Origin of the sequence: Qipengyuania flavescens, assembly GCF_029688735.1 — a bacterium.
Lineage (GTDB): Bacteria > Pseudomonadota > Alphaproteobacteria > Sphingomonadales > Sphingomonadaceae > Qipengyuania.
The window spans coordinates 109,498-127,726 of the sequence record NZ_JARULD010000002.1; the positions used below are offsets into that span (position 1 = coordinate 109,498).

Here is an 18,229-nt window from a genome sequence, read left to right on the forward strand (position 1 = left end):
GAGAATTGTGTTGGTTTTAATTGCCAAGCCTTGGTGTATTTTCCTATATCTTGGCCATGGAGCGGGGAAACCAGTTTATCGGCCAGTCTGGCGCCTTCCTCGACGCGGTGGAGCGTGCCAGCCGCGCGGCCCCCATGCGCCGACCCGTGCTCGTCATCGGCGAGCGCGGTACGGGCAAGGAATTGATCGCAGAGCGTCTGCACCGCCTCTCCACCCGCTGGGACGAACCGCTCGTCACCATGAACTGCGCCGCCTTGCCGGAAACGCTCATCGAAGCCGAGCTGTTCGGGCACGAGGCGGGAGCCTTCACCGGCGCTACCAAGCAACGCGTCGGCAGGTTCGAAGAAGCCGACAAAGGCACGCTGTTTCTCGACGAACTGGGCACGCTGTCGATGGGGGCGCAGGAACGCTTGTTGCGCGCCGTCGAATATGGCGAAGTCACGCGCATCGGCTCCAGCCGCCCCGTTCGCGTGGACGTCAGGATCGTCGCGGCGACCAATGAAGACCTGCCCGGAAAGGCCGCCCGCGGCGAATTCCGGGCCGACTTGCTCGACCGATTGAGCTTCGAGGTGATTACCCTGCCGCCGCTCCGCGTACGCGAGGGCGACGTCGAGGTGCTGGCGGATTACTTCGGCCGCCGCATGGCCGCAGAGCTGGGCTGGGAAGGCTGGCCGAGTTTCGCTCCGCATGTGACCGAGCAGATGGTAGCGCATGACTGGCCGGGCAACGTGCGCGAGCTGCGCAATGTGGTGGAACGCGCCGTCTATCGCTGGGATGACTGGAACGAACCGATCGGCCATGCGCAGTTCGATCCTTTCGATAGCCCGTGGAAGCCGGTATCGCCCGTAAAGCGCCAACCCCAGGCCGCCCCCGTCGCTGCCGGAGCAACCGCGTCGCAAAGTGCCGGTCCGGATTTCGACCATATCGACGACTTGCGCACTGCGGTGGACGATCATGAGAAGGCCATCGTGGAGCATGCGCTCGGCAAGCACCGCTGGAACCAGCGCCAGACCGCAAAGGCGCTTGGCCTCAGCTACGACCAGCTGAGGCACTGCATAAAGAAGCATGGCCTGATGCAGGAGGACTGACCCACGGGTGCGGCCAAAATCTGCTTGATTATGATGCGAGAAGAGTAGGGCGCTCCTTCGAGGTCCTTACACCATTAGGATGGGTCAATCGCGTGGCGGTCGAATAGACTTGCCAAACGCAGGTCCCGCTCCTATCTGCCCATCCATCCCGACATTGTCGCGACACTGAAGGGCTGGCGCCGCGAGGGGCCGGCACCAAAGCCCGTTGCAGCAATGTCTATCGTACCGGAGACCAGATGGCAGATATCGCGCGACTGACCGAAGTGATCGAACCCGAGGCAGAGGCCCTGGGATTCGAGCTCGTGCGCGTGAAGATGATGCCGTCCGAAGCCGGCGATGGCGGGCAGGCGCTGCAGATCATGGCCGAAGACCCGGAGACCGGCCAGCTGGTGATCGAACAATGTGCCGCCCTGTCGCGCCGCGTCTCCGACCGGCTCGATGCGCTCGAGGAAGATGGCACCGTGCTCGTCCCGGGCGCCTATCATCTCGAAGTCTCCAGCCCGGGCATCGACCGTCCGCTGACCCGCGCGAAGGATTTTGCGAACTGGGCAGGGCACGAGGCGAAGATCTCTTTGACAGAGAAAGTCCACGGCCATCGCAATCTCAAGGGCGAGCTCAAGGGCCTGGACGGCGACATGGTCGTCATCGAGGACTACAAGGCGGGCGAGGTCAGCTTCCCCCGCAATCTCATTCATTCGGCGAAGCTCGTCTTGACCGACGAACTGATTGCCGCCACCCAGCCGCTCGATACGAGCGGTGCCGACGAAATCGTCGAAACCGAAGAAGAAAAGGCAGACGACTGATGGCCAGTGCCATTTCCGCCAATAAGGCTGAACTCCTAGCGATCGCCAATGCGGTCGCATCGGAAAAGATGATCGACAAGGCCATCGTTATCGAAGCGATGGAAGAGGCGATCCAGAAGTCCGCCCGCAACCGTTATGGCGCGGAAAACGACATTCGCGCCAAGCTCGATCCGCAGACCGGCGATCTGCGCCTGTGGCGCGTCGTCGAGGTGGTCGAAGAGGTCGAGGATTACTTCAAGCAGGTCGACCTGAAGGCCGCGCAGAAGCTGCAGGACGATGCCAAAATCGGCGACTTCATCGTCGATCCGCTTCCGCCGGTCGATCTCGGCCGTATCGACGCGCAGTCGGCCAAGCAGGTGATCTTCCAGAAGGTCCGCGATGCCGAGCGCGAGCGCCAGTTCGAGGAATTCAAGGACCGCGCCGGCGAAGTCATCACTGGCGTGATCAAGTCGGTCGAATTCGGCCACGTCATCGTGAACCTGGGCCGCGCCGAGGGCGTCATCCGCCGCGACCAGCAGATTCCCCGCGAAGCCGCCCGTGTCGGCGAGCGTGTCCGCGCGCTCATCACCAAGGTGGAGCGCAACAATCGCGGCCCGCAGATCTTCCTCAGCCGCGCGCATCCCGATTTCATGCGCAAGCTGTTCGCCCAGGAAGTGCCCGAAATCTACGACGGCATCATCGAGATCAAGGCCGCCGCTCGCGACCCGGGCAGCCGAGCGAAGATCGGCGTGATCAGCCACGACAGCAGCATCGACCCGGTCGGCGCCTGCGTCGGCATGAAGGGCAGCCGCGTCCAGGCCGTCGTGCAGGAACTGCAGGGCGAAAAGATCGACATCATTCCCTGGTCGGAAGACGGTGCGACCTTCATCGTCAACGCGCTGCAGCCGGCCACCGTCAGCCGCGTGGTGCTGGACGAGGAAGAGGGCCGCATCGAAGTGGTCGTGCCCGATGACCAGCTGTCGCTCGCCATCGGCCGCCGCGGCCAGAACGTGCGCCTCGCCAGCCAGCTGACCGGCAACCAGATCGACATCATGACCGAGGAAGAAGCCTCGGAGAAGCGCAGCAAGGAATTCGCCGAGCGCTCCAAGATGTTCGAGGAAGAACTCGACGTCGACGAAACGCTCTCGCAGCTACTCGTCGCCGAAGGCTTCGTCGAGCTCGAGGAAGTCGCTTACGTGGAACTCGAGGAACTCGCCTCGATCGAAGGCTTCGACGAAGATCTCGCCGAGGAACTCCAGAGCCGCGCACAGGAAGCGATCGAGCGGCAGGAAGCCGCGCATCGCGAAACGCGCCGCGAACTTGGCGTCGAGGACGATCTTGCCGAACTGCCGCACCTGACCGAGGCCATGCTGGTCACGCTGGGCAAGGCCGGCATCAAGACGCTCGACGATCTGGCCGATCTCGCCACCGACGAACTGATCCAGAAGAAGCGCGAAGCTCCGCGCCGCCGCAATACTGCCGATGGACCGCCGATGCGGCGCGACCGTCCGCAGCGCGAGCAGGACAAGGGCGGCGTGCTGGGCGAGTATGGCCTGAACGAAGAGCAGGGCAACGAGATCATCATGGCTGCCCGCGCGCACTGGTTCGAAGACGAGGAACCTGCAGAGGCTCCCGCCGAGGACGCCGCAACCCAGGAGGCCGCCGATGCGGACTCCACCCAATGAGCGCCTGACGTCCGACATCGCCGACACGCCCAAGGCACGGAACGCTTCCGAGCCCGGTAAGACCTGCCCGGAACGCCGCTGTATCCTGACCGGCGAGACCCAGCCGCGCGCCTCACTGCTGCGGCTCGCCGTCTCGCCCTCCGGCCTCGTCCTGCCCGATGCGCAGGAAAAGGCACCCGGACGCGGGGCTTGGGTATGCAGCGAACGCGCGGCGATCGAGGCCGCGCAAGGCAACGGCAAGCTGAAGGCCGGCCTGTCGCGCGCGTTCAAGACCGGCGACCTCGAGATCCCCGATGATCTGCCGCAAATGGTCGAAGATGGGCTGACCCGCGTCGTGCTCGACCGTCTGGGGCTCGAAATGCGCGTCGGGCACCTTATGTTGGGCACCCAGCGCATCGCCGAAACGGCGCGGGCAGGGGGCGTGGCGCTGCTGTGTCACGCCAGCGACGCGAGCGAGGACGGGCGCAAGAAGCTGGACCAGGCCTGGCGCGTCGGCCGCGAGATGGAGGGCTCGGGGGCACGGGGCCTGATCCTGCCACTGGACCGCGACGCATTGTCTGTGGCATTGGGCCGCGACAATGTCGTCCATCTGGCGCTGGCCGATGATGCTGCGGCCGCGCGAGTGCTCAAGCCCCTTGTGCGCCTCATGCTTTACATGGGGCACGATGTGCCCGCCGAATACGGGCGCGCCGAGGCCTGACCGGGCTGCGCACGCCGGATGACGAATTGAACGATTAGATCGAAGAGAAACGAGCAAGAATGAGCGACGACGACAAGAAACCGACCCGTAAACCGCTGACCCTGAAGGGTGCGCAACCGGGCGAGGTCAAGCAGACCTTCAGCCACGGCCGCACCAACAAGGTGGCGGTCGAGGTCAAGCGCCGCCGCAAGCTCGTGAAACCGGGCGAAACCCCGGCGCCCGAGGCGGCTCCCGCCCCCGCGCCTGCGCCCGCACCGGCTCCTGCACCTGCCCCGGCACCGGCGGCAAAGAAGCCTGCCGCCAAAAAGGCCACGGCCGGCGAAACGCCGCAGGAACGCGTCGCCCGCCTCCAGCGCGAGGCCGAGGAAGAGCGTCTGCGTCTGGCCGAAGAGGCCCGCAAGCGTGAAGACCAGGAAGCCAAACAGGCAGCCGAGGAAGAAAAGCAGCGCGCCGAAGACAACAAGAAGGCCGAGGCCGAAGCCGCGAAGAAAGCTAAGGAAGAAGCAGAGGCACCGAAGGATGCGCCGGCCGAAGAAGCGCCCGCCGAGGAAGCGGCTGCGCCCGCCGATGACGGCACGCCCGCGCCTGCACCGCGCAAGTTCACGCCGGTCAAGCGTCCGGAAATCAAGAAGCCCGAGCGCAAGAAGAAGGACGATAAGCCTGCACGCGGCGCGGAGACGCCCGACAAGCGTCGCTCCGGCAAGCTCACCGTCAAGAAGGCGCTCAACGAGGACGAGGGCCGCCGTGCCCGCAGCCTCGCTGCATTGAAGCGTGCGCGCGAAAAGGAACGCCGCATGCAGGGTGGCGGCTCCAACAAGCCGCGCGAAAAGCAGGTCCGCGATGTGATCGTGCCCGAAGCGATTACGGTGGGCGAACTCGCCAAGCGCATGGGCGAAAAGGGCGCCGACCTGGTGAAGGAGCTCTTCAATCTCGACATGATGGTCACCGTCAACCAGACGATCGACCAGGATACGGCGGAGCTGCTGGTCGAGCAGTTCGGCCACAATATCGAGAAGGTTTCCGAAGCCGATGTCGACATTCAGGCCGAAGAGGACGTCGATCCGGAAGAAACGCTGAAGCCGCGTCCGCCGGTCGTCACCATCATGGGCCATGTCGACCACGGCAAGACCAGCCTGCTCGACGCGCTTCGCGGCGCCAACGTCGTGAAGGGCGAAGCCGGCGGCATCACGCAGCATATCGGCAGCTATCAAGTGAAGACGAAGGGCGGCGATGCCGTGACCTTCCTCGACACCCCGGGCCACGCCGCCTTCACCGAAATGCGCCAGCGCGGTGCCAACGTAACCGACATCGTAGTGCTGGTCGTGGCCGCAGACGACGGCATCATGCCGCAGACGATCGAGGCCATCAATCACACCAAGGCCGCCGGCGTCCCGATGATCGTCGCGATCAACAAGATGGACAAGCCGGAAGCCAATCCGGACAACATCCGCAACCGCCTGCTCGAACACGAGGTCATCGTGGAGAAGATGTCGGGCGATGTGCAGGACGTGGAAATCTCCGCCAAGGAGAAGACCGGGCTGGACGAACTGCTCGAGAAGATCGCGCTGCAGGCCGAACTGCTCGAACTGAAGGCCCGCCCCGACCGCATGGCAGAGGCGACCGTCATCGAAGCGCAGCTCGACAAGGGCCGCGGCCCGGTCGCGACCGTGCTGATCACGCGCGGTACGCTTGAGCGTGGCAACACCTTCGTCGTCGGGACGCAAAGCGGCCGTGTCCGCGCGATCGTCGACGACCATGGCAAGCAGATCAAGAAAGCCGGCCCGTCCATGCCGGTCGAGGTCCTCGGCCTCGGCGGCGTGCCAAGAGCCGGTGACGTGCTGACCGTAGTCGAGAACGAACAGCGCGCCCGCGAAGTGGCCGAATATCGTCAGGAAAAGGCGACCGAGAAGCGCACCGCGCTCGCCCCGACCAGCTTCGATACGATGTTCAACAACCTCGCATCGAACCTCGTCGAATTCCCCGTGCTGGTGAAAGCCGATGTGCAGGGTTCGGTCGAGGCGATTACGACCGCGCTGCACAATCTCGGCAACGACCTCATCAAGGTCCGCGTGCTCCACGCAGGGGTGGGTGCGATCACCGAAAGCGATGTGCAGCTGGCTGCGGCGTCCAACGCGCCGATTATCGGCTTCAACGTGCGCCCGAATGCCAAGGCTCGCGAGCTGGTGAAGCGCGACGGCGTGGAGATGAAGTATTACGACGTCATCTACCACCTGACCGAAGAAATCGCGAAGGAAATGGCGGGCGAGCTTGGTCCGGAGCGGATCGAAAACGTCGTCGGCCGTGCCGCGGTCAAGGAAGTGTTCCGCTCGGGCAAGAAGGACAAGGCGGCCGGCCTGCTGGTCGAGGAAGGCGTCATCCGCAAGGGCCTGCACGCACGCCTCACGCGCGACGATGTCATCGTTTCGGCCACGACCATCGCCTCGCTCCGCCGCTTCAAGGACGATGTGGACGAAGTTCGCGCCGGTCTCGAATGCGGTGTGGTCCTCGCCGACACGAACGACATCCAGCCGGGCGACCAGCTCGAGGTGTTCGAGGTAGAGGAGCGTGAACGCACGCTGTGAGCGCGAATACCGAAAGACCGCATAACCGGGGGGCTGCCCATGCCGACCTCATGGGCGTCGAGTTCGATCATTTCGATGCGGAGCGTGAGGAGATCACGCTCCGCTTCACCGCACCCGACAGTTTCATCACCCCGCGCGGGAGCGTGCAGGGCGGCCTGGTCGCAGGCTTCCTCGACGAGGTCATGGGCTGGGCGCATGTCTGGGCGACGGAACAGCGCGAGGCCCCGCTCAATCTCGACATCACCATGACGCTTCTGCGTCCGGTGATGGCCGGGACGCTTATCGGCAAGGGCCGCGTCATCCGGCGCGGGCGGCGGGTGATCTTCCTCGAAGGCGAATTGTTCGACGAGAAAGGCAATCTGCTTGCTCGTTCGACCAGTACCGCGATCCCCACGCCGAGGCCGGGAAGCGAGGCGTGACCACGCGGCTCGCGCTGCTCGGTAGTATCAATATCGGCGGCAACCGGATGAAAATGGCCGACTTGCGCGAGCGACTGGCGGCGGATGGCTTCGACCGGGTCGAGACAGTCGCTGCGAGCGGAAACGTCATCCTGTCGAGCGATGAAAGCGAGGTAGATCTCGCCGCCCGCATCGCCACCGTCATCGAGCGCGAGTTTGGCATTGTCGGATTCGTCGTCGTCAGGACCCTGGCCGACGTGCGCTCGGCCATCGATGACAACCCATTCCACGGCGACGGGGCAGACAAGATGGTCCACACGATCTTCTTGCCACGCGAGCCGGACGAGGGCGGGTTCGAAGCCCTACTGCAGGCACACCGCGATCGCGGCGCGGAACGGCTCGCATTGGACGACCGCGTGCTCTATCTCGACTACGTACATGGTGTCGGCATGTCGGATCTGACCGGACGCTTCATCGAAAAACGCCTCGGCTGCCGGGGCACGGCACGCAACATGACCTCGCTCAAACGTATACTTGCGAAAATGGAAGAATTCGCCTGATGGCCAAGCACCAGCATTCCACCCCCGAGCAACAGTCGGTCCGCGTCCTCAAGGTGGGCGAGCGGGTGCGGCATATTCTGTCCGAATTGCTCGCGCGCGGCGAGGCGCATGACGATGTGCTGCGCGCCTCGAACATCTCCGTCACCGAGGTGCGGATGACGCCGGACCTGCGCAATGCGAAAGCCTATGTGAAGCCGCTGCTCGGCCAGGACGAGGCGCAGGTGCTGAAGGCCCTGCGCACGAACACCGCCTTCTTCCAGAAGGAAGTCGCCAAGCGGCTGGGCCTGAAGTTTGCGCCGAAACTGTCGTTCCAGCCGGACGAAAGCTTCGACGAGGCCTACCGGATCGAGCAGCTGCTGAACGACCCCAAGGTCGCCCGCGACCTCGACGACGAAAACTAAGCCTTACTCCATGATTGCCGGAGCTGCGGGTGCTGCCATCTCGGGCAGCGCGTAGCCCACCGGTGCGTCCGGCCCCAGCGGGATGCCGAGGTAGAACCATAGCACGATCAGCACCGTGCCCGAGATCAGCAGCCAGATCGAATAGGGGATCATCATCGCGGTCAGGCTGCCTAGGCCGAAATCCTTCTGCCAGCGCTGGGCGAACACCAGGATCAGCGGGAAGTAGACCATCAGCGGGGTGATGATATTGGTCGCGCTGTCGCCGACGCGATAGGCGGCGGTCGCGCCTTCCGGGCTTATGTTGAGCAGCATGAGCATCGGCACGAGGATCGGAGCGAGCAGCGCCCACTTCGCGCTCGCCGAGCCCACGAACAGGTTGAGCAGACCGGTAAACAGCACCATCAGGCCGAGCACCAGCGGCAGCGGCAGGCCGGTCGACTGGATTGCCGCCGCGCCATGCACCGCGCTGATCAGGCCGAGGTTCGACCAGCCGAACATCGCCACGAAATGCGCCGCGGCGAAGGCGAGGACGAGGTAGTAGCCCATGTCCTTCATGCTCTCGGCCATCATCTCGACGAGGTCGCGGTGGTCCTTGATCGTACCCACCGCGCGGCCATAGGCCCAGCCGGTCAGCAGGAAGAGCAGGAAGAAGGCCGCAACCAGCGACTTGTAGAACGGGTCCAGCTCGGCGTGGATCGAGCAATCTGCGGCGGGTATGCCCTCGCAGGCGGCTTCGTTGACCAGCGGGGTGCCGGACGCGAACACCATGACCGCCCATAGTGCCACGACGAACAGCGCGGCGAGGCCGGCGGCGCGCAGCCCTTTCGATGCCAGCGCGCCATCGTGATCGCTGGGATCGGGGCTGAGATCGTCTCCGCTGGAGGCATGGTCTGTCGCCGCGTCGTCGCTCAGGTCTTCGGTTACGCTGGCCGTGCCGGTCGCGTGACCCGCATTCGCCGTCGCCGCGCCTGCTTGGGCGCCGCCGGTCCACGCGCCCAGCCGCGGTTCGATGACTTTGTCGGTGACGTACCAGATGATCGGCAGGAAGATGACCGTCATCGCAGCGATAAAATACCAGTTGCCCGCAATATTGGCGGTCCAGGCTGGATCGAGTGCGCTTGCGTTGACTGCTTCCTCGGTAATCCCGAACAGCAGCGCGTCGAGCTGGCCGGGCGAGATATTGGCCGAGAAGCCGCCAGAAACCCCGGCAAAAGCGGCCGCGATCCCGGCCAGCGGATGACGTCCGGCGGCAGCGAACAGGATGCCCGCCAGCGGGATCAGCACGACGTAGCCCGCGTCTGCTGCGTGGTTGCCGATCATTGCTACCAGCGCCACGACGGGCGTCAGCAGCGATTTAGGTGCAGCCTTCACCGCCTTGGACATGCCTGCAGCAAAGAAGCCCGAGCGTTCCGCCACGCCGGCACCCAGCATCACGACGAGCACGTAACCGAGCGGATGGAAGTGCGTGAAAGTCGCGGGCATTTCGACCCACAGGCGCTGGATGTTCTCCGGCGAGAGCAGGCCGACCGCCTCGATCCGCTGGGCGGTGCCGGTAGCCTCGTCGATGGCGGTTGGGTGGAACGCGGAGACCCCTGTCAGGGCCGCGATCATCGATACTGCCACCAGCGCAAGGATCAGGTAGAAGAAAATGAAGACCGGGTCTGGCAGCTTGTTGCCCGTCCGCTCGATCCATCCGAGAAAACCGCTCTGGGTGTTTTCCGCCGTCGCTGCCGCGTCTACCATGTAAGGTCCCTGTCACCTTGTTTTGTCTCGTCGGGGCGTCATCCCCGATCCCATATGACGCCCTCCTTAACACCTCGCGCGCTCGGAGCTAGAGCAGGGCGATGGCCAAGCTCTATTTCTACTATGCGAGCATGAATGCGGGGAAGAGTTCGACCCTGCTGCAGACTGCCTTCAATTATGGCGAGCGTGGGATGCGGGTCTCGCTGTGGACGGCGGCGCTGGATGATCGGCCGGGCTTCGGCGCGATCTCCAGCCGGATCGGCCTCTCCAGCGACGCGCACCGGTTCGAGAGCGATACCGATATCGAAGCGCGCGTACTGGCCGACCACGCCGAGAATCCACTCGCCTGCGTGCTGGTGGACGAGGCGCAATTCCTCACGCGCGAGCAGGTCTGGCAGCTCGCGCGCCTTGCAGATGACGGCGGCATCCCCGTGCTCTGCTACGGCCTGCGGACCGATTTCCAGGGCGAGCTCTTCCCCGGCTCGGCAGCCCTGCTGGGCATCGCCGACCACCTCGTCGAAATGAAAGCCGTCTGCGATTGCGGTCGCAAGGCGACGATGAACCTGCGTGTCGACGCAAACGGCAAGGCTGTAGCGGAAGGCGCGCAAACGGAAATCGGCGGCAACGATCGCTATGTCGCCATGTGTCGCAAGCATTTCCGCGAAGCGCTGGCGGGCTGACCCACCGGTCCCTATCTAGCCACCATGACAGAAACCCTCATCCTAGCGGCGGTGCTGGTGCCGTGTCTGATCGTCGCCATCGTCTTTCACGAGGTGGCGCATGGCTGGGTCGCGCTGATGCTGGGCGACCCGACTGCGAAGGAGCAGCGCCGCCTCAGCCTCAACCCGATCCGACATGTCGATCCGATCGGGACGATCATCGTACCCGGCGCGCTGGCATTGTTTGGCGGCCCGATCTTCGGCTGGGCGAAGCCGGTTCCGGTCAACGCACGGCGACTGGACAATCCGCGCTTCGGCATGATGGCGGTCGCTGCTGCCGGGCCAGGGACGAACCTGCTGCTCGCACTGGTGGCGGCGCTTTTCATCGGCGTGATCGGAGGGTTCGCGCTGAACTTGGGCGCGGCCTTGCCCGAGTGGGTAATGACCGCTTTCGGCGCGTTCGTCCTGATCAACGCCTTCCTCGCGTTCTTCAACCTGTTGCCGATCCCGCCCTTCGACGGGTCGCATATCGTCGGCGGGCTGATGCCGCGGCGCTGGGCGAACCAGTGGCAGAAGCTCCAGGCGATGGGCATGCTGGTGTTCGTCGTGCTGATCGCGGCGACCTGGGCCTTCCCCGACGCTCGCTGGATCGAGAACACCATCTTGCCGCCGGTCGAATGGATCAGTGGCCTCTTCTTCTCGGTCGCCAACGGCATCGCGGGTGTGATCGGCGGATGAGCGAAGTCTCAAAACCCGCTCCGCATGGCTGGCTGATCTTCGACAAGCCGCGCGGCCTCGCTTCGACGCAGGCCGTGGGTGCGGTCAAACGACTGTTGCGGCAGGGTGGCTATGCCAAGACCAAGGTCGGCCATGGCGGCACACTCGACCCGCTGGCCGAAGGCGTGCTGCCGATCGCGCTCGGCGAGGCGACCAAGCTTGCCGGGCGCATGCTCGATAGCGACAAGATCTATGCGTTCACGATCCAGTTCGGCGAGGAGACCGACACGCTCGACACCGAAGGCGAGGTGATCGAGCGAACCGACCGCCGCCCGCCGATGGCTGCTATCGCTGCCGTGCTGGAGCATTTCACCGGCGAGATCGAGCAGGTGCCGCCCGCCTATTCCGCGGTCAAAGTGGACGGCAAGCGCGCGTACGACCGCGCACGGGCTGGCGAGGAAGTGGAGATGAAAACGCGTCGCGTGACGATCCACAAACTCGGCTTTGAGGGCGAGAGGGAGGACTCGCCGCTGCGTTCGGTTTTCGCCACCACCGCCGGTCGGCCCGATCCCTACGATCCGCAGGCTCCGCTCGAACTGGCCGACAGCGTCACCCTCATCGCGCATGTGTCCAAGGGCACATACATCCGCTCGCTGGCACGGGACATCGCACGCGCCCTTGGAACGCTGGGGCATGTGACCTACCTCAGGCGCATCAAGGCTGGCCCGTTCCGCGAAGATCAGGCGATTTCGCTGGACACGCTGGAGAAAAACGCTAAGGGCGCAGGCCTTGAAAACCTTCTCCTGCCGCTGGAGGCCGGACTGGACGACATCCCGGTCCTCACCCTCGACCCGACAAGCGCGCAGGCGGTCCGCCAGGGCCGGGTATTGTCGGACTTGCCCTACACCGACGGGCTCCACCTCGCCACACTGCACCAAGTGCCGGTGGCCTTGATGGAACTCAGCGGAGGCTCGGCCAAGGTCGTGCGGGGCTTCAACCTACCGGATGTCGCGGAGTAAAATGCATGTCGGTTACCGCCGAAAACAAACAGAAGATCATCAAGGACAATGCGCAGGGCAAGGGCGACACCGGTTCGCCGGAAGTCCAGGTCGCCATCCTGACCGAGCGCATCAAGAACCTGACCGAGCACTTCAAGTCCAACCACAAGGACAATCACTCGCGTCGCGGTCTCCTGATGATGGTCAACAAGCGTCGCAACCTGCTCGCCTATCTCAAGAAGAAAGACGTCGAGCGGTACAACGCGCTGATCCAGAAGCTGGGTCTTCGTAAATAAGAGTTTCGGGAGGGGCGGCTCGGAAGGGCTGCCCCTCTTGCTATCCGGCTCCCGGGCAATTCGGCTCCGGAGCGGGCAATGGGGCCAAAACAGCGCCCCGAACCGGACCGGGACGGTATCCCCGGCACAGTAGGCCCCGCCGGTGCAATCAGGCGCGGCGGGTCATTTAGGAAAATACATGTTCGACAAGAAAACCGTATCGATCGAGTGGGGCGGAAAGACCCTCACCCTCGAAACCGGCCAGATCGCCCGTCAGGCAGACGGCGCCGTGCTGGCCACCTATGGCGAAACCGTGGTGCTGTGCGCCGTGACCGCCGCGCGTAGTGTGAAGGAAGGGCAGGACTTCTTCCCGCTGACCGTCCACTACCAGGAAAAATTCTCCGCTGCGGGCCGTATCCCGGGCGGCTTCTTCAAGCGCGAAGGCCGCGCCACGGAGAAGGAAACGCTGACCAGTCGCCTGATCGACCGCCCGGTGCGGCCGCTGTTCCCGGAAGGCTTCTACAACGAAATCAACGTCATCGCGCAGGTGCTGTCCTATGACGGCGAGACCGAGCCCGACATCGTCGCGATGATCGCCGCCTCGGCCGCGCTGACCATCAGCGGCTTGCCCTTCATGGGCCCGATCGGCGCCGCGCGCGTCGGCTTCGATAATGATGGCAATTACGTCCTCAACCCGACCGTCGCCGATGCCCTGGGCGAAAACGGCAATCTCGACCTAGTCGTGGCCGCGACGCAGGACGCGGTGATGATGGTCGAATCCGAAGCGAAGGAACTGACCGAAGAGCAGATGCTCGGCGCCGTCATGTTCGCGCATGAGGAAAGCCGCAAGGTCATCGGCGCGATCATCGATCTGGCCGAACAGGCCGCCAAGGATCCGTGGGAACTCGACCCGGTCGAAGACAAGACCGCCAAGCTCGAAGAGCTGCGCGGCGTCATCGGCGACGATCTGGCGAAGGCTTACAAGATCACCAACAAGGCCGAGCGTCAGGACGCGGTCAACGATGCCCGTGCCAAGGCGCGCGAGCATTACTCCGATCTGGAAGAGAGCGATCCGGCCGAATACATGGGCCGCCTGAAGCTCGTGAAGAAGCTGGAAAGCGACATCGTGCGCAAGGCGATCCTGAAGGATGGCCAGCGTATCGACGGCCGCAAGACCGACGAGGTTCGCCCGATCGAGGCGATGGTCGGCTTGCTGCCGCGCACGCACGGTTCGGCGCTGTTCACCCGCGGTGAAACGCAGGCGATCTGCACCACCACGCTGGGCACCAAGGATGCCGAGCAGATGATCGATGGTCTGGAAGGCCTGTCGTACAGCAATTTCATGCTGCACTATAACTTCCCGCCCTACTCGGTCGGCGAAGTGGGCCGCTTCGGCTTCACCAGCCGCCGCGAAACCGGCCACGGCAAGCTCGCATTCCGCGCGCTTCGTCCGGTGCTGCCCGATCACGAGGAATTCCCGTATACGATCCGCGTCCTGTCCGACATCACCGAGTCCAACGGCTCGAGCTCGATGGCGACGGTGTGCGGCGGAAGCCTTTCCATGATGGACGCCGGCGTGCCGCTGGCGCGCCCGGTCTCGGGCATCGCCATGGGCCTGATCCTCGAAGGCAGCGACTTCACCGTGCTGTCCGACATCCTGGGTGACGAAGATCACCTGGGCGATATGGACTTCAAGGTGGCCGGTTCGGAAAAGGGCATCACGTCCCTCCAGATGGACATCAAGGTTGCCGGCATCACGCAGGAGATCATGCAGACCGCTCTCGAACAGGCGAAGGCCGGTCGTGCGCACATCCTCGGCAAGATGACCGAAGCGCTCGGTTCCTCGCGCGGCGAAGTGTCCAAGCACGCTCCGCGTATCGAAACGATGCAGATCGACAAGTCGAAGATTCGCGACGTCATCGGTACGGGCGGCAAGGTAATCCGCGAGATCGTCGCCGAAACCGGTGCCAAGGTCGACATCGACGACGAAGGCGTGATCAAGATTTCGTCGAGCAATGCCGATGAGATCGAAGCCGCGAAGAAGTGGATCGAAGGCATCGTCGAAGAGGCGGAAGTCGGCAAGATCTACACCGGCAAGGTCGTCAACATCGTCGACTTCGGTGCATTCGTGAACTTCATGGGCGGCAAGGACGGTCTCGTCCACGTCAGCGAAATGAAGAACGAGCGCGTCGAAAAGCCCACTGACGTTGTCAGCGAAGGCCAGGAAGTAAAGGTCAAGGTCCTCGAGATCGACCAGCGCGGCAAGGTCCGCCTGTCGATGCGCGTGGTCGACCAGGAAACCGGCGAAGAGCTGGAAGACACCCGCCCGCCGCGCGAACCGCGCGGTGATCGCGGTCCGCGCGGCGGCGGCGGTGGTCGTGGCGGCGATCGTCGCGGCGGTCGCGGTGGCCCGCGCGGCGGGAACCGCGGCGGAGATCGCGGCGGCAATAACGACGGGGGCGGCGAAGCCCACGTGCCGGACTTCCTGAAGGACTGATCTGCAACGCCTTTTGGCAATGTGGGGCCGCGAGGGTATAGACCTTCGCGGCCCTTCCTTTATGGGCCTGTTTTTGGGCGAGGAGACACGAGGATCGATGTTCAGGGCGCTGCGGGACTTGCCACCGGACAGTCTCACATTCCTGCAAAGATTGCCGCTCGCCAAGCGCCGCCCGTGGATCGGCTATGGCGTCGCGATCGTCGCCAGCTTGGCCGGCCTGCTGACCCGCTGGGCAGTTGGCGGAGCCTTGCCCGAAGGCTTTCCCTACATCACTTTCTTCCCCCCGGTCATTCTGACTGCCTTCTTCTTCGGCGTCGGCCCCGGGGCGCTCGCTGCAGTCCTGTGCGGACTGTTGAGCTGGTATTTTTTCATCCCGCCGCTGGATAGTTTTGCGCTCGACTATCGCGCCGTGGTGGCGCTGCTCTTTTTCATCGGGATCGTCGTTGTCGATATCGCGCTCGTCCATTGGATGCAGATCGCCAATGCGCGGCTGGCGCTGGAGCAGCAACGCACCAGCCAGCTCGCGGAAACGCGCGAGATGCTGTTCAACGAGTTGCAGCACCGGGTCGGCAACAACATCCAGATGATCTCCTCGCTGCTCAATCTACAGCAGCGCGGACTGCCGCAGGGCGATGGCAAGCAGGCGCTGACCGATGCAGCCCGGCGGCTTGGCCTAGTGGGCCGGCTCCAACGCACCCTCTACAGCGCCGATGGCGCACAGCTGTCGCTGGCAAACTATATCGACCGCATCGCGCGTGATACGCTGGACGCCTCGGGCCGTGACGACATCTATTACGTCTTCGATGCCCAGGCGAGCGGTACGCTTGCGACCGAACATGCGGTTTCGACCGCGCTGGTCGTCGCCGAGGCGATCAGCAATTGCGTGGAACACGGCTATGCCAATTCGGGTGGGTCGCTTGAAGTGACGGTCGTGGACCGAGCCGATGACGAGCCGTGCTACATCATCTGCATTCAGGACGAAGGCACGGGCTTGCCGTTCGGGTTTGCGCTGGACAATTCGGACAGCCTCGGCCTGAGGATTGCCACAAGCCTCGCCCGTAGCCTGAAAGGCGAATTTACTCTGTCCAACCGGGAAGACGGCAAGGGAGCTATTGCTCGCTTGGTCATTCCTCAATCCGAAGAGAATATCGATGCTGCCCCGTGAGACCTTGGCGACCGCTGAAGTGCCCGACGGCGAAACGCTGACGCTCGTTAGCCATGGCCGTGACTTCATCATCATGCTCGGCCGCGACGAGCTGATGGGCACGCGGATGCAGTTCTCCGAAGAGCAGCTTGCAGTGCTGACGCTAGCCGAACTCGAAGCGGCCAAGCCGCGCGTCCTGATCGGAGGCTACGGAATGGGGTTCACCTATCGTGCGGCGCTCGATCGGCTGCCCGAGGGCGGATCGGTGACCGTGGCCGAGATCGTGCCCGAAATTCTCGACTGGGCGAAGGGGCCGCTGGCGCACCTTACCGGAGAGAGCCTGGCCGATCCGCGCGGAGAAGTGGTGCTGTGCGATGTCGCCGCGCTGATCGACGATGCGAATGACGGCACCAGCGAGAAATACGATGCCATTCTGCTCGACGTTGACAACGGACCCGACGGGATCGTGCGCGATGCCAACTATCGCATCTACAGCAAGACCGGGCTCGGCAAGGCGCGCGACGCGCTGCGGCTCGGCGGCATCCTGGCGGTGTGGTCCGCCGCGCCCGACCACAAGTTCACCGTTCGCCTGAAAGAAAGCGGCTTCGATGTGGAGGTGCGCGAAGTTCGCGCGCGGCCCAACAACAAGGGGCCGCGCCACACGATCTGGTTCGCCCGCAAGCGCTAGGTTTTGATCCGCACGCGGCCCATGAAATCGCCCTTGCCGACGGGCACGCCCTTCATGCGAAGGATGTCGTAGGCTGTCGCGCAGTGGAAATAAATGTTCGGCTGGCTGAAGCTGAGCAGGAAGTCCTCAGCGTCGAAGTCCATGCGACGATCCTTGAACTCGAACCGCATCGGTTGGCCAATAAAGGCTTCCATATCGTCCTCGGACAGAGCTTCCATCGCGTCCTTTGCCCGCGATAGCTTCTCCCGCAGAGCATCGAACGTCGTCGGCGGCGGATTGAGATCGGGAGAGTAAACGCCGGCGCGGACGCCTTCGATCGCGCCCTGCGTATGCTCGGCAACGCATTTCACCTGATAGCACCACGGCAGCATGTCCTCGATGATCCGCGCGCCGATGATCTCGGCTTCCGAAACGCCGTTCTCGCCGCACCATTTCTCTGCCGTGCCGACGAGGTGTCGCGCGGTGCCCAGCATTTGCAGGGCACTAGGGACATAGGCGGCGTGAAGCGAAAGAGGCATTGGCAAACTCCCGTCGGTCTAAAAGAAAGGCCCGGCGGTCGTGTGACTGCCGGGCCTTTTGACATTTGAATTTAGCGGACCCGAGGGCCGCCAAAGGGCAGGGGCGGAGGCGGACGGCGCGCACCGCGCGGAAGCTGTGCCTGATACGCCCGCCCGCAATGTTCGACGCAATAGGGGAAGCCGGGGTTCACGGCTTCTCCGCAGAAATGGAAATCGGGCTCGCCCGGATGGCCCATCGGCCAGCGGCATACCTTGTCCGACAGATCGAGCAGGCTGGTCTTGTCAGCGATGGACGGATCGGGCTTGGCCGGAACCAGGCGGCGCGGCGGAGCAGGCGGGATCGGCGGCTGCTGATCGCCGGGTCCCTGACGCAGGAAGCCGCCGGGTCCGACGGAGACGATCTTGGGCAGGTCGGGCCGCTTGTCGGGCAGCGGCTGCGAGGGAACCGAAGCGCTGGGCGCAGGTGCAGGCGCAGCGGCGGGCTTTGCCGGTGCTGCGGCCTTCGGGGCGGGCGGCTTGGGCGCGGCCTTCGGGGCCGGCTTGGGCGGGGCCTTCGCCTTGGGCGCTGGCTTCTTCTTCTCGTTGGCCTTCACCGGCGAGGGGCGCGATTTCAGGCCGAGGCGATGGGCCTTGCCGATGACCGCATTGCGACTGACGCCGCCGAGTTCCTCCGCGATCTGGCTGGCGGTTGATCCGCCTTCCCACATCTTCTTGAGTGTTGCGATCCGTTCGTCGGTCCAGCTCATTCGTGAATCCTGTATAGTCCTGGCCGTCCGGAGCTTGCCAAGACGGGG

At 64.2% G+C, this 18,229-nt stretch carries 18 protein-coding genes; 15 read left to right on the forward strand and 3 right to left on the reverse strand.

The genetic code is table 11. The features are described 5' to 3' along the window. Positions 1–56 precede the first annotated feature (56 nt). The 8 genes from pspF to rbfA all read left to right on the forward strand — a co-directional run bounded on the left by pspF (position 57) and on the right by rbfA (position 8,196). A complete protein-coding gene (pspF, locus tag P8R33_RS05745; RefSeq protein ID WP_278328040.1) occupies positions 57–1,088 on the forward strand; it encodes a phage shock protein operon transcriptional activator in 1,032 nt (343 codons plus the stop codon). Between the two features lie 236 nt (positions 1,089–1,324). Continuing rightward, a complete protein-coding gene (gene rimP / locus P8R33_RS05750; RefSeq protein WP_278328041.1) occupies positions 1,325–1,891 on the forward strand; it encodes a ribosome maturation protein RimP in 567 nt (188 codons plus the stop codon). Next, the gene (gene nusA, locus P8R33_RS05755; RefSeq protein WP_278328042.1) at positions 1,891–3,555 is read left to right on the forward strand and encodes a transcription termination factor NusA; all 1,665 of its coding nucleotides are present in this window, start codon (positions 1,891–1,893) and stop codon (positions 3,553–3,555) included. Before rimP ends, nusA begins: the two co-directional genes overlap by 1 nt. Then, positions 3,536–4,255, forward strand: a complete 720-nt coding sequence (locus P8R33_RS05760) for a DUF448 domain-containing protein (RefSeq protein WP_278328043.1) — start codon at positions 3,536–3,538, stop codon at positions 4,253–4,255. Before nusA ends, P8R33_RS05760 begins: the two co-directional genes overlap by 20 nt. 59 nt (positions 4,256–4,314) lie before the next feature. Further along, positions 4,315–6,837 (forward strand): translation initiation factor IF-2, encoded by a 2,523-nt coding sequence (gene infB / locus P8R33_RS05765; protein WP_278328044.1) that lies wholly within the window; start codon positions 4,315–4,317, stop codon positions 6,835–6,837. After that, positions 6,834–7,256: a PaaI family thioesterase gene (locus P8R33_RS05770; RefSeq protein WP_278328045.1), complete on the forward strand. Its 423-nt coding sequence runs from the start codon at positions 6,834–6,836 to the stop codon at positions 7,254–7,256. Before infB ends, P8R33_RS05770 begins: the two co-directional genes overlap by 4 nt. Beyond that, a complete protein-coding gene (locus P8R33_RS05775; RefSeq protein WP_278328046.1) occupies positions 7,253–7,795 on the forward strand; it encodes a DUF1697 domain-containing protein in 543 nt (180 codons plus the stop codon). The genes P8R33_RS05770 and P8R33_RS05775 overlap by 4 nt, the downstream gene beginning before the upstream one ends. After that, positions 7,795–8,196: a 30S ribosome-binding factor RbfA gene (gene rbfA / locus P8R33_RS05780; protein ID WP_278328047.1), complete on the forward strand. Its 402-nt coding sequence runs from the start codon at positions 7,795–7,797 to the stop codon at positions 8,194–8,196. The genes P8R33_RS05775 and rbfA overlap by 1 nt, the downstream gene beginning before the upstream one ends. A 3-nt stretch (positions 8,197–8,199) precedes the next feature. Here the strand turns inward: rbfA and P8R33_RS05785 are convergent, their stop codons facing one another. Next, positions 8,200–9,939, reverse strand: coding sequence for an AbgT family transporter (locus tag P8R33_RS05785; RefSeq protein WP_278328048.1), 1,740 nt, complete (start codon positions 9,937–9,939; stop codon positions 8,200–8,202). A 101-nt stretch (positions 9,940–10,040) separates the two neighbouring features. On the opposite strand from P8R33_RS05785, the gene P8R33_RS05790 reads away from it, so the two are divergent. The 7 genes from P8R33_RS05790 to P8R33_RS05820 all read left to right on the forward strand — a co-directional run bounded on the left by P8R33_RS05790 (position 10,041) and on the right by P8R33_RS05820 (position 16,917). After that, on the forward strand, positions 10,041–10,619 hold the full coding sequence (locus P8R33_RS05790) for a thymidine kinase (protein ID WP_278328049.1): 579 nt from the start codon (positions 10,041–10,043) through the stop codon (positions 10,617–10,619). Positions 10,620–10,643: 24 nt separating this feature from the next. After that, positions 10,644–11,336, forward strand: coding sequence for a site-2 protease family protein (locus P8R33_RS05795; protein ID WP_278328050.1), 693 nt, complete (start codon positions 10,644–10,646; stop codon positions 11,334–11,336). Beyond that, entirely contained in the window at positions 11,333–12,334 is a 1,002-nt protein-coding gene (gene truB, locus P8R33_RS05800) for a tRNA pseudouridine(55) synthase TruB (protein WP_278328051.1), read from the forward strand. The genes P8R33_RS05795 and truB overlap by 4 nt, the downstream gene beginning before the upstream one ends. Before the next feature lie 5 nt (positions 12,335–12,339). Continuing rightward, a complete protein-coding gene (rpsO, locus tag P8R33_RS05805) occupies positions 12,340–12,609 on the forward strand; it encodes a 30S ribosomal protein S15 (protein WP_278328052.1) in 270 nt (89 codons plus the stop codon). A gap of 178 nt (positions 12,610–12,787) precedes the next feature. Further along, entirely contained in the window at positions 12,788–15,085 is a 2,298-nt protein-coding gene (gene pnp / locus P8R33_RS05810; RefSeq protein ID WP_278328053.1) for a polyribonucleotide nucleotidyltransferase, read from the forward strand. Between the two features lie 97 nt (positions 15,086–15,182). After that, entirely contained in the window at positions 15,183–16,250 is a 1,068-nt protein-coding gene (locus tag P8R33_RS05815) for a sensor histidine kinase (protein WP_278328054.1), read from the forward strand. After that, positions 16,237–16,917, forward strand: coding sequence for a spermidine synthase family protein (locus P8R33_RS05820; protein WP_278328055.1), 681 nt, complete (start codon positions 16,237–16,239; stop codon positions 16,915–16,917). The genes P8R33_RS05815 and P8R33_RS05820 overlap by 14 nt, the downstream gene beginning before the upstream one ends. Here the strand turns inward: P8R33_RS05820 and P8R33_RS05825 are convergent. Then, positions 16,914–17,435, reverse strand: a complete 522-nt coding sequence (locus P8R33_RS05825) for a DUF1993 domain-containing protein (RefSeq protein WP_278328056.1) — start codon at positions 17,433–17,435, stop codon at positions 16,914–16,916. The two genes, P8R33_RS05820 and P8R33_RS05825, sit on opposite strands and share 4 nt — an antisense overlap. Positions 17,436–17,506: 71 nt before the next feature. Further along, positions 17,507–18,181, reverse strand: coding sequence for a GcrA family cell cycle regulator (locus P8R33_RS05830; RefSeq protein ID WP_278328057.1), 675 nt, complete (start codon positions 18,179–18,181; stop codon positions 17,507–17,509). Between the last annotated feature and the right edge of the window lie 48 nt (positions 18,182–18,229).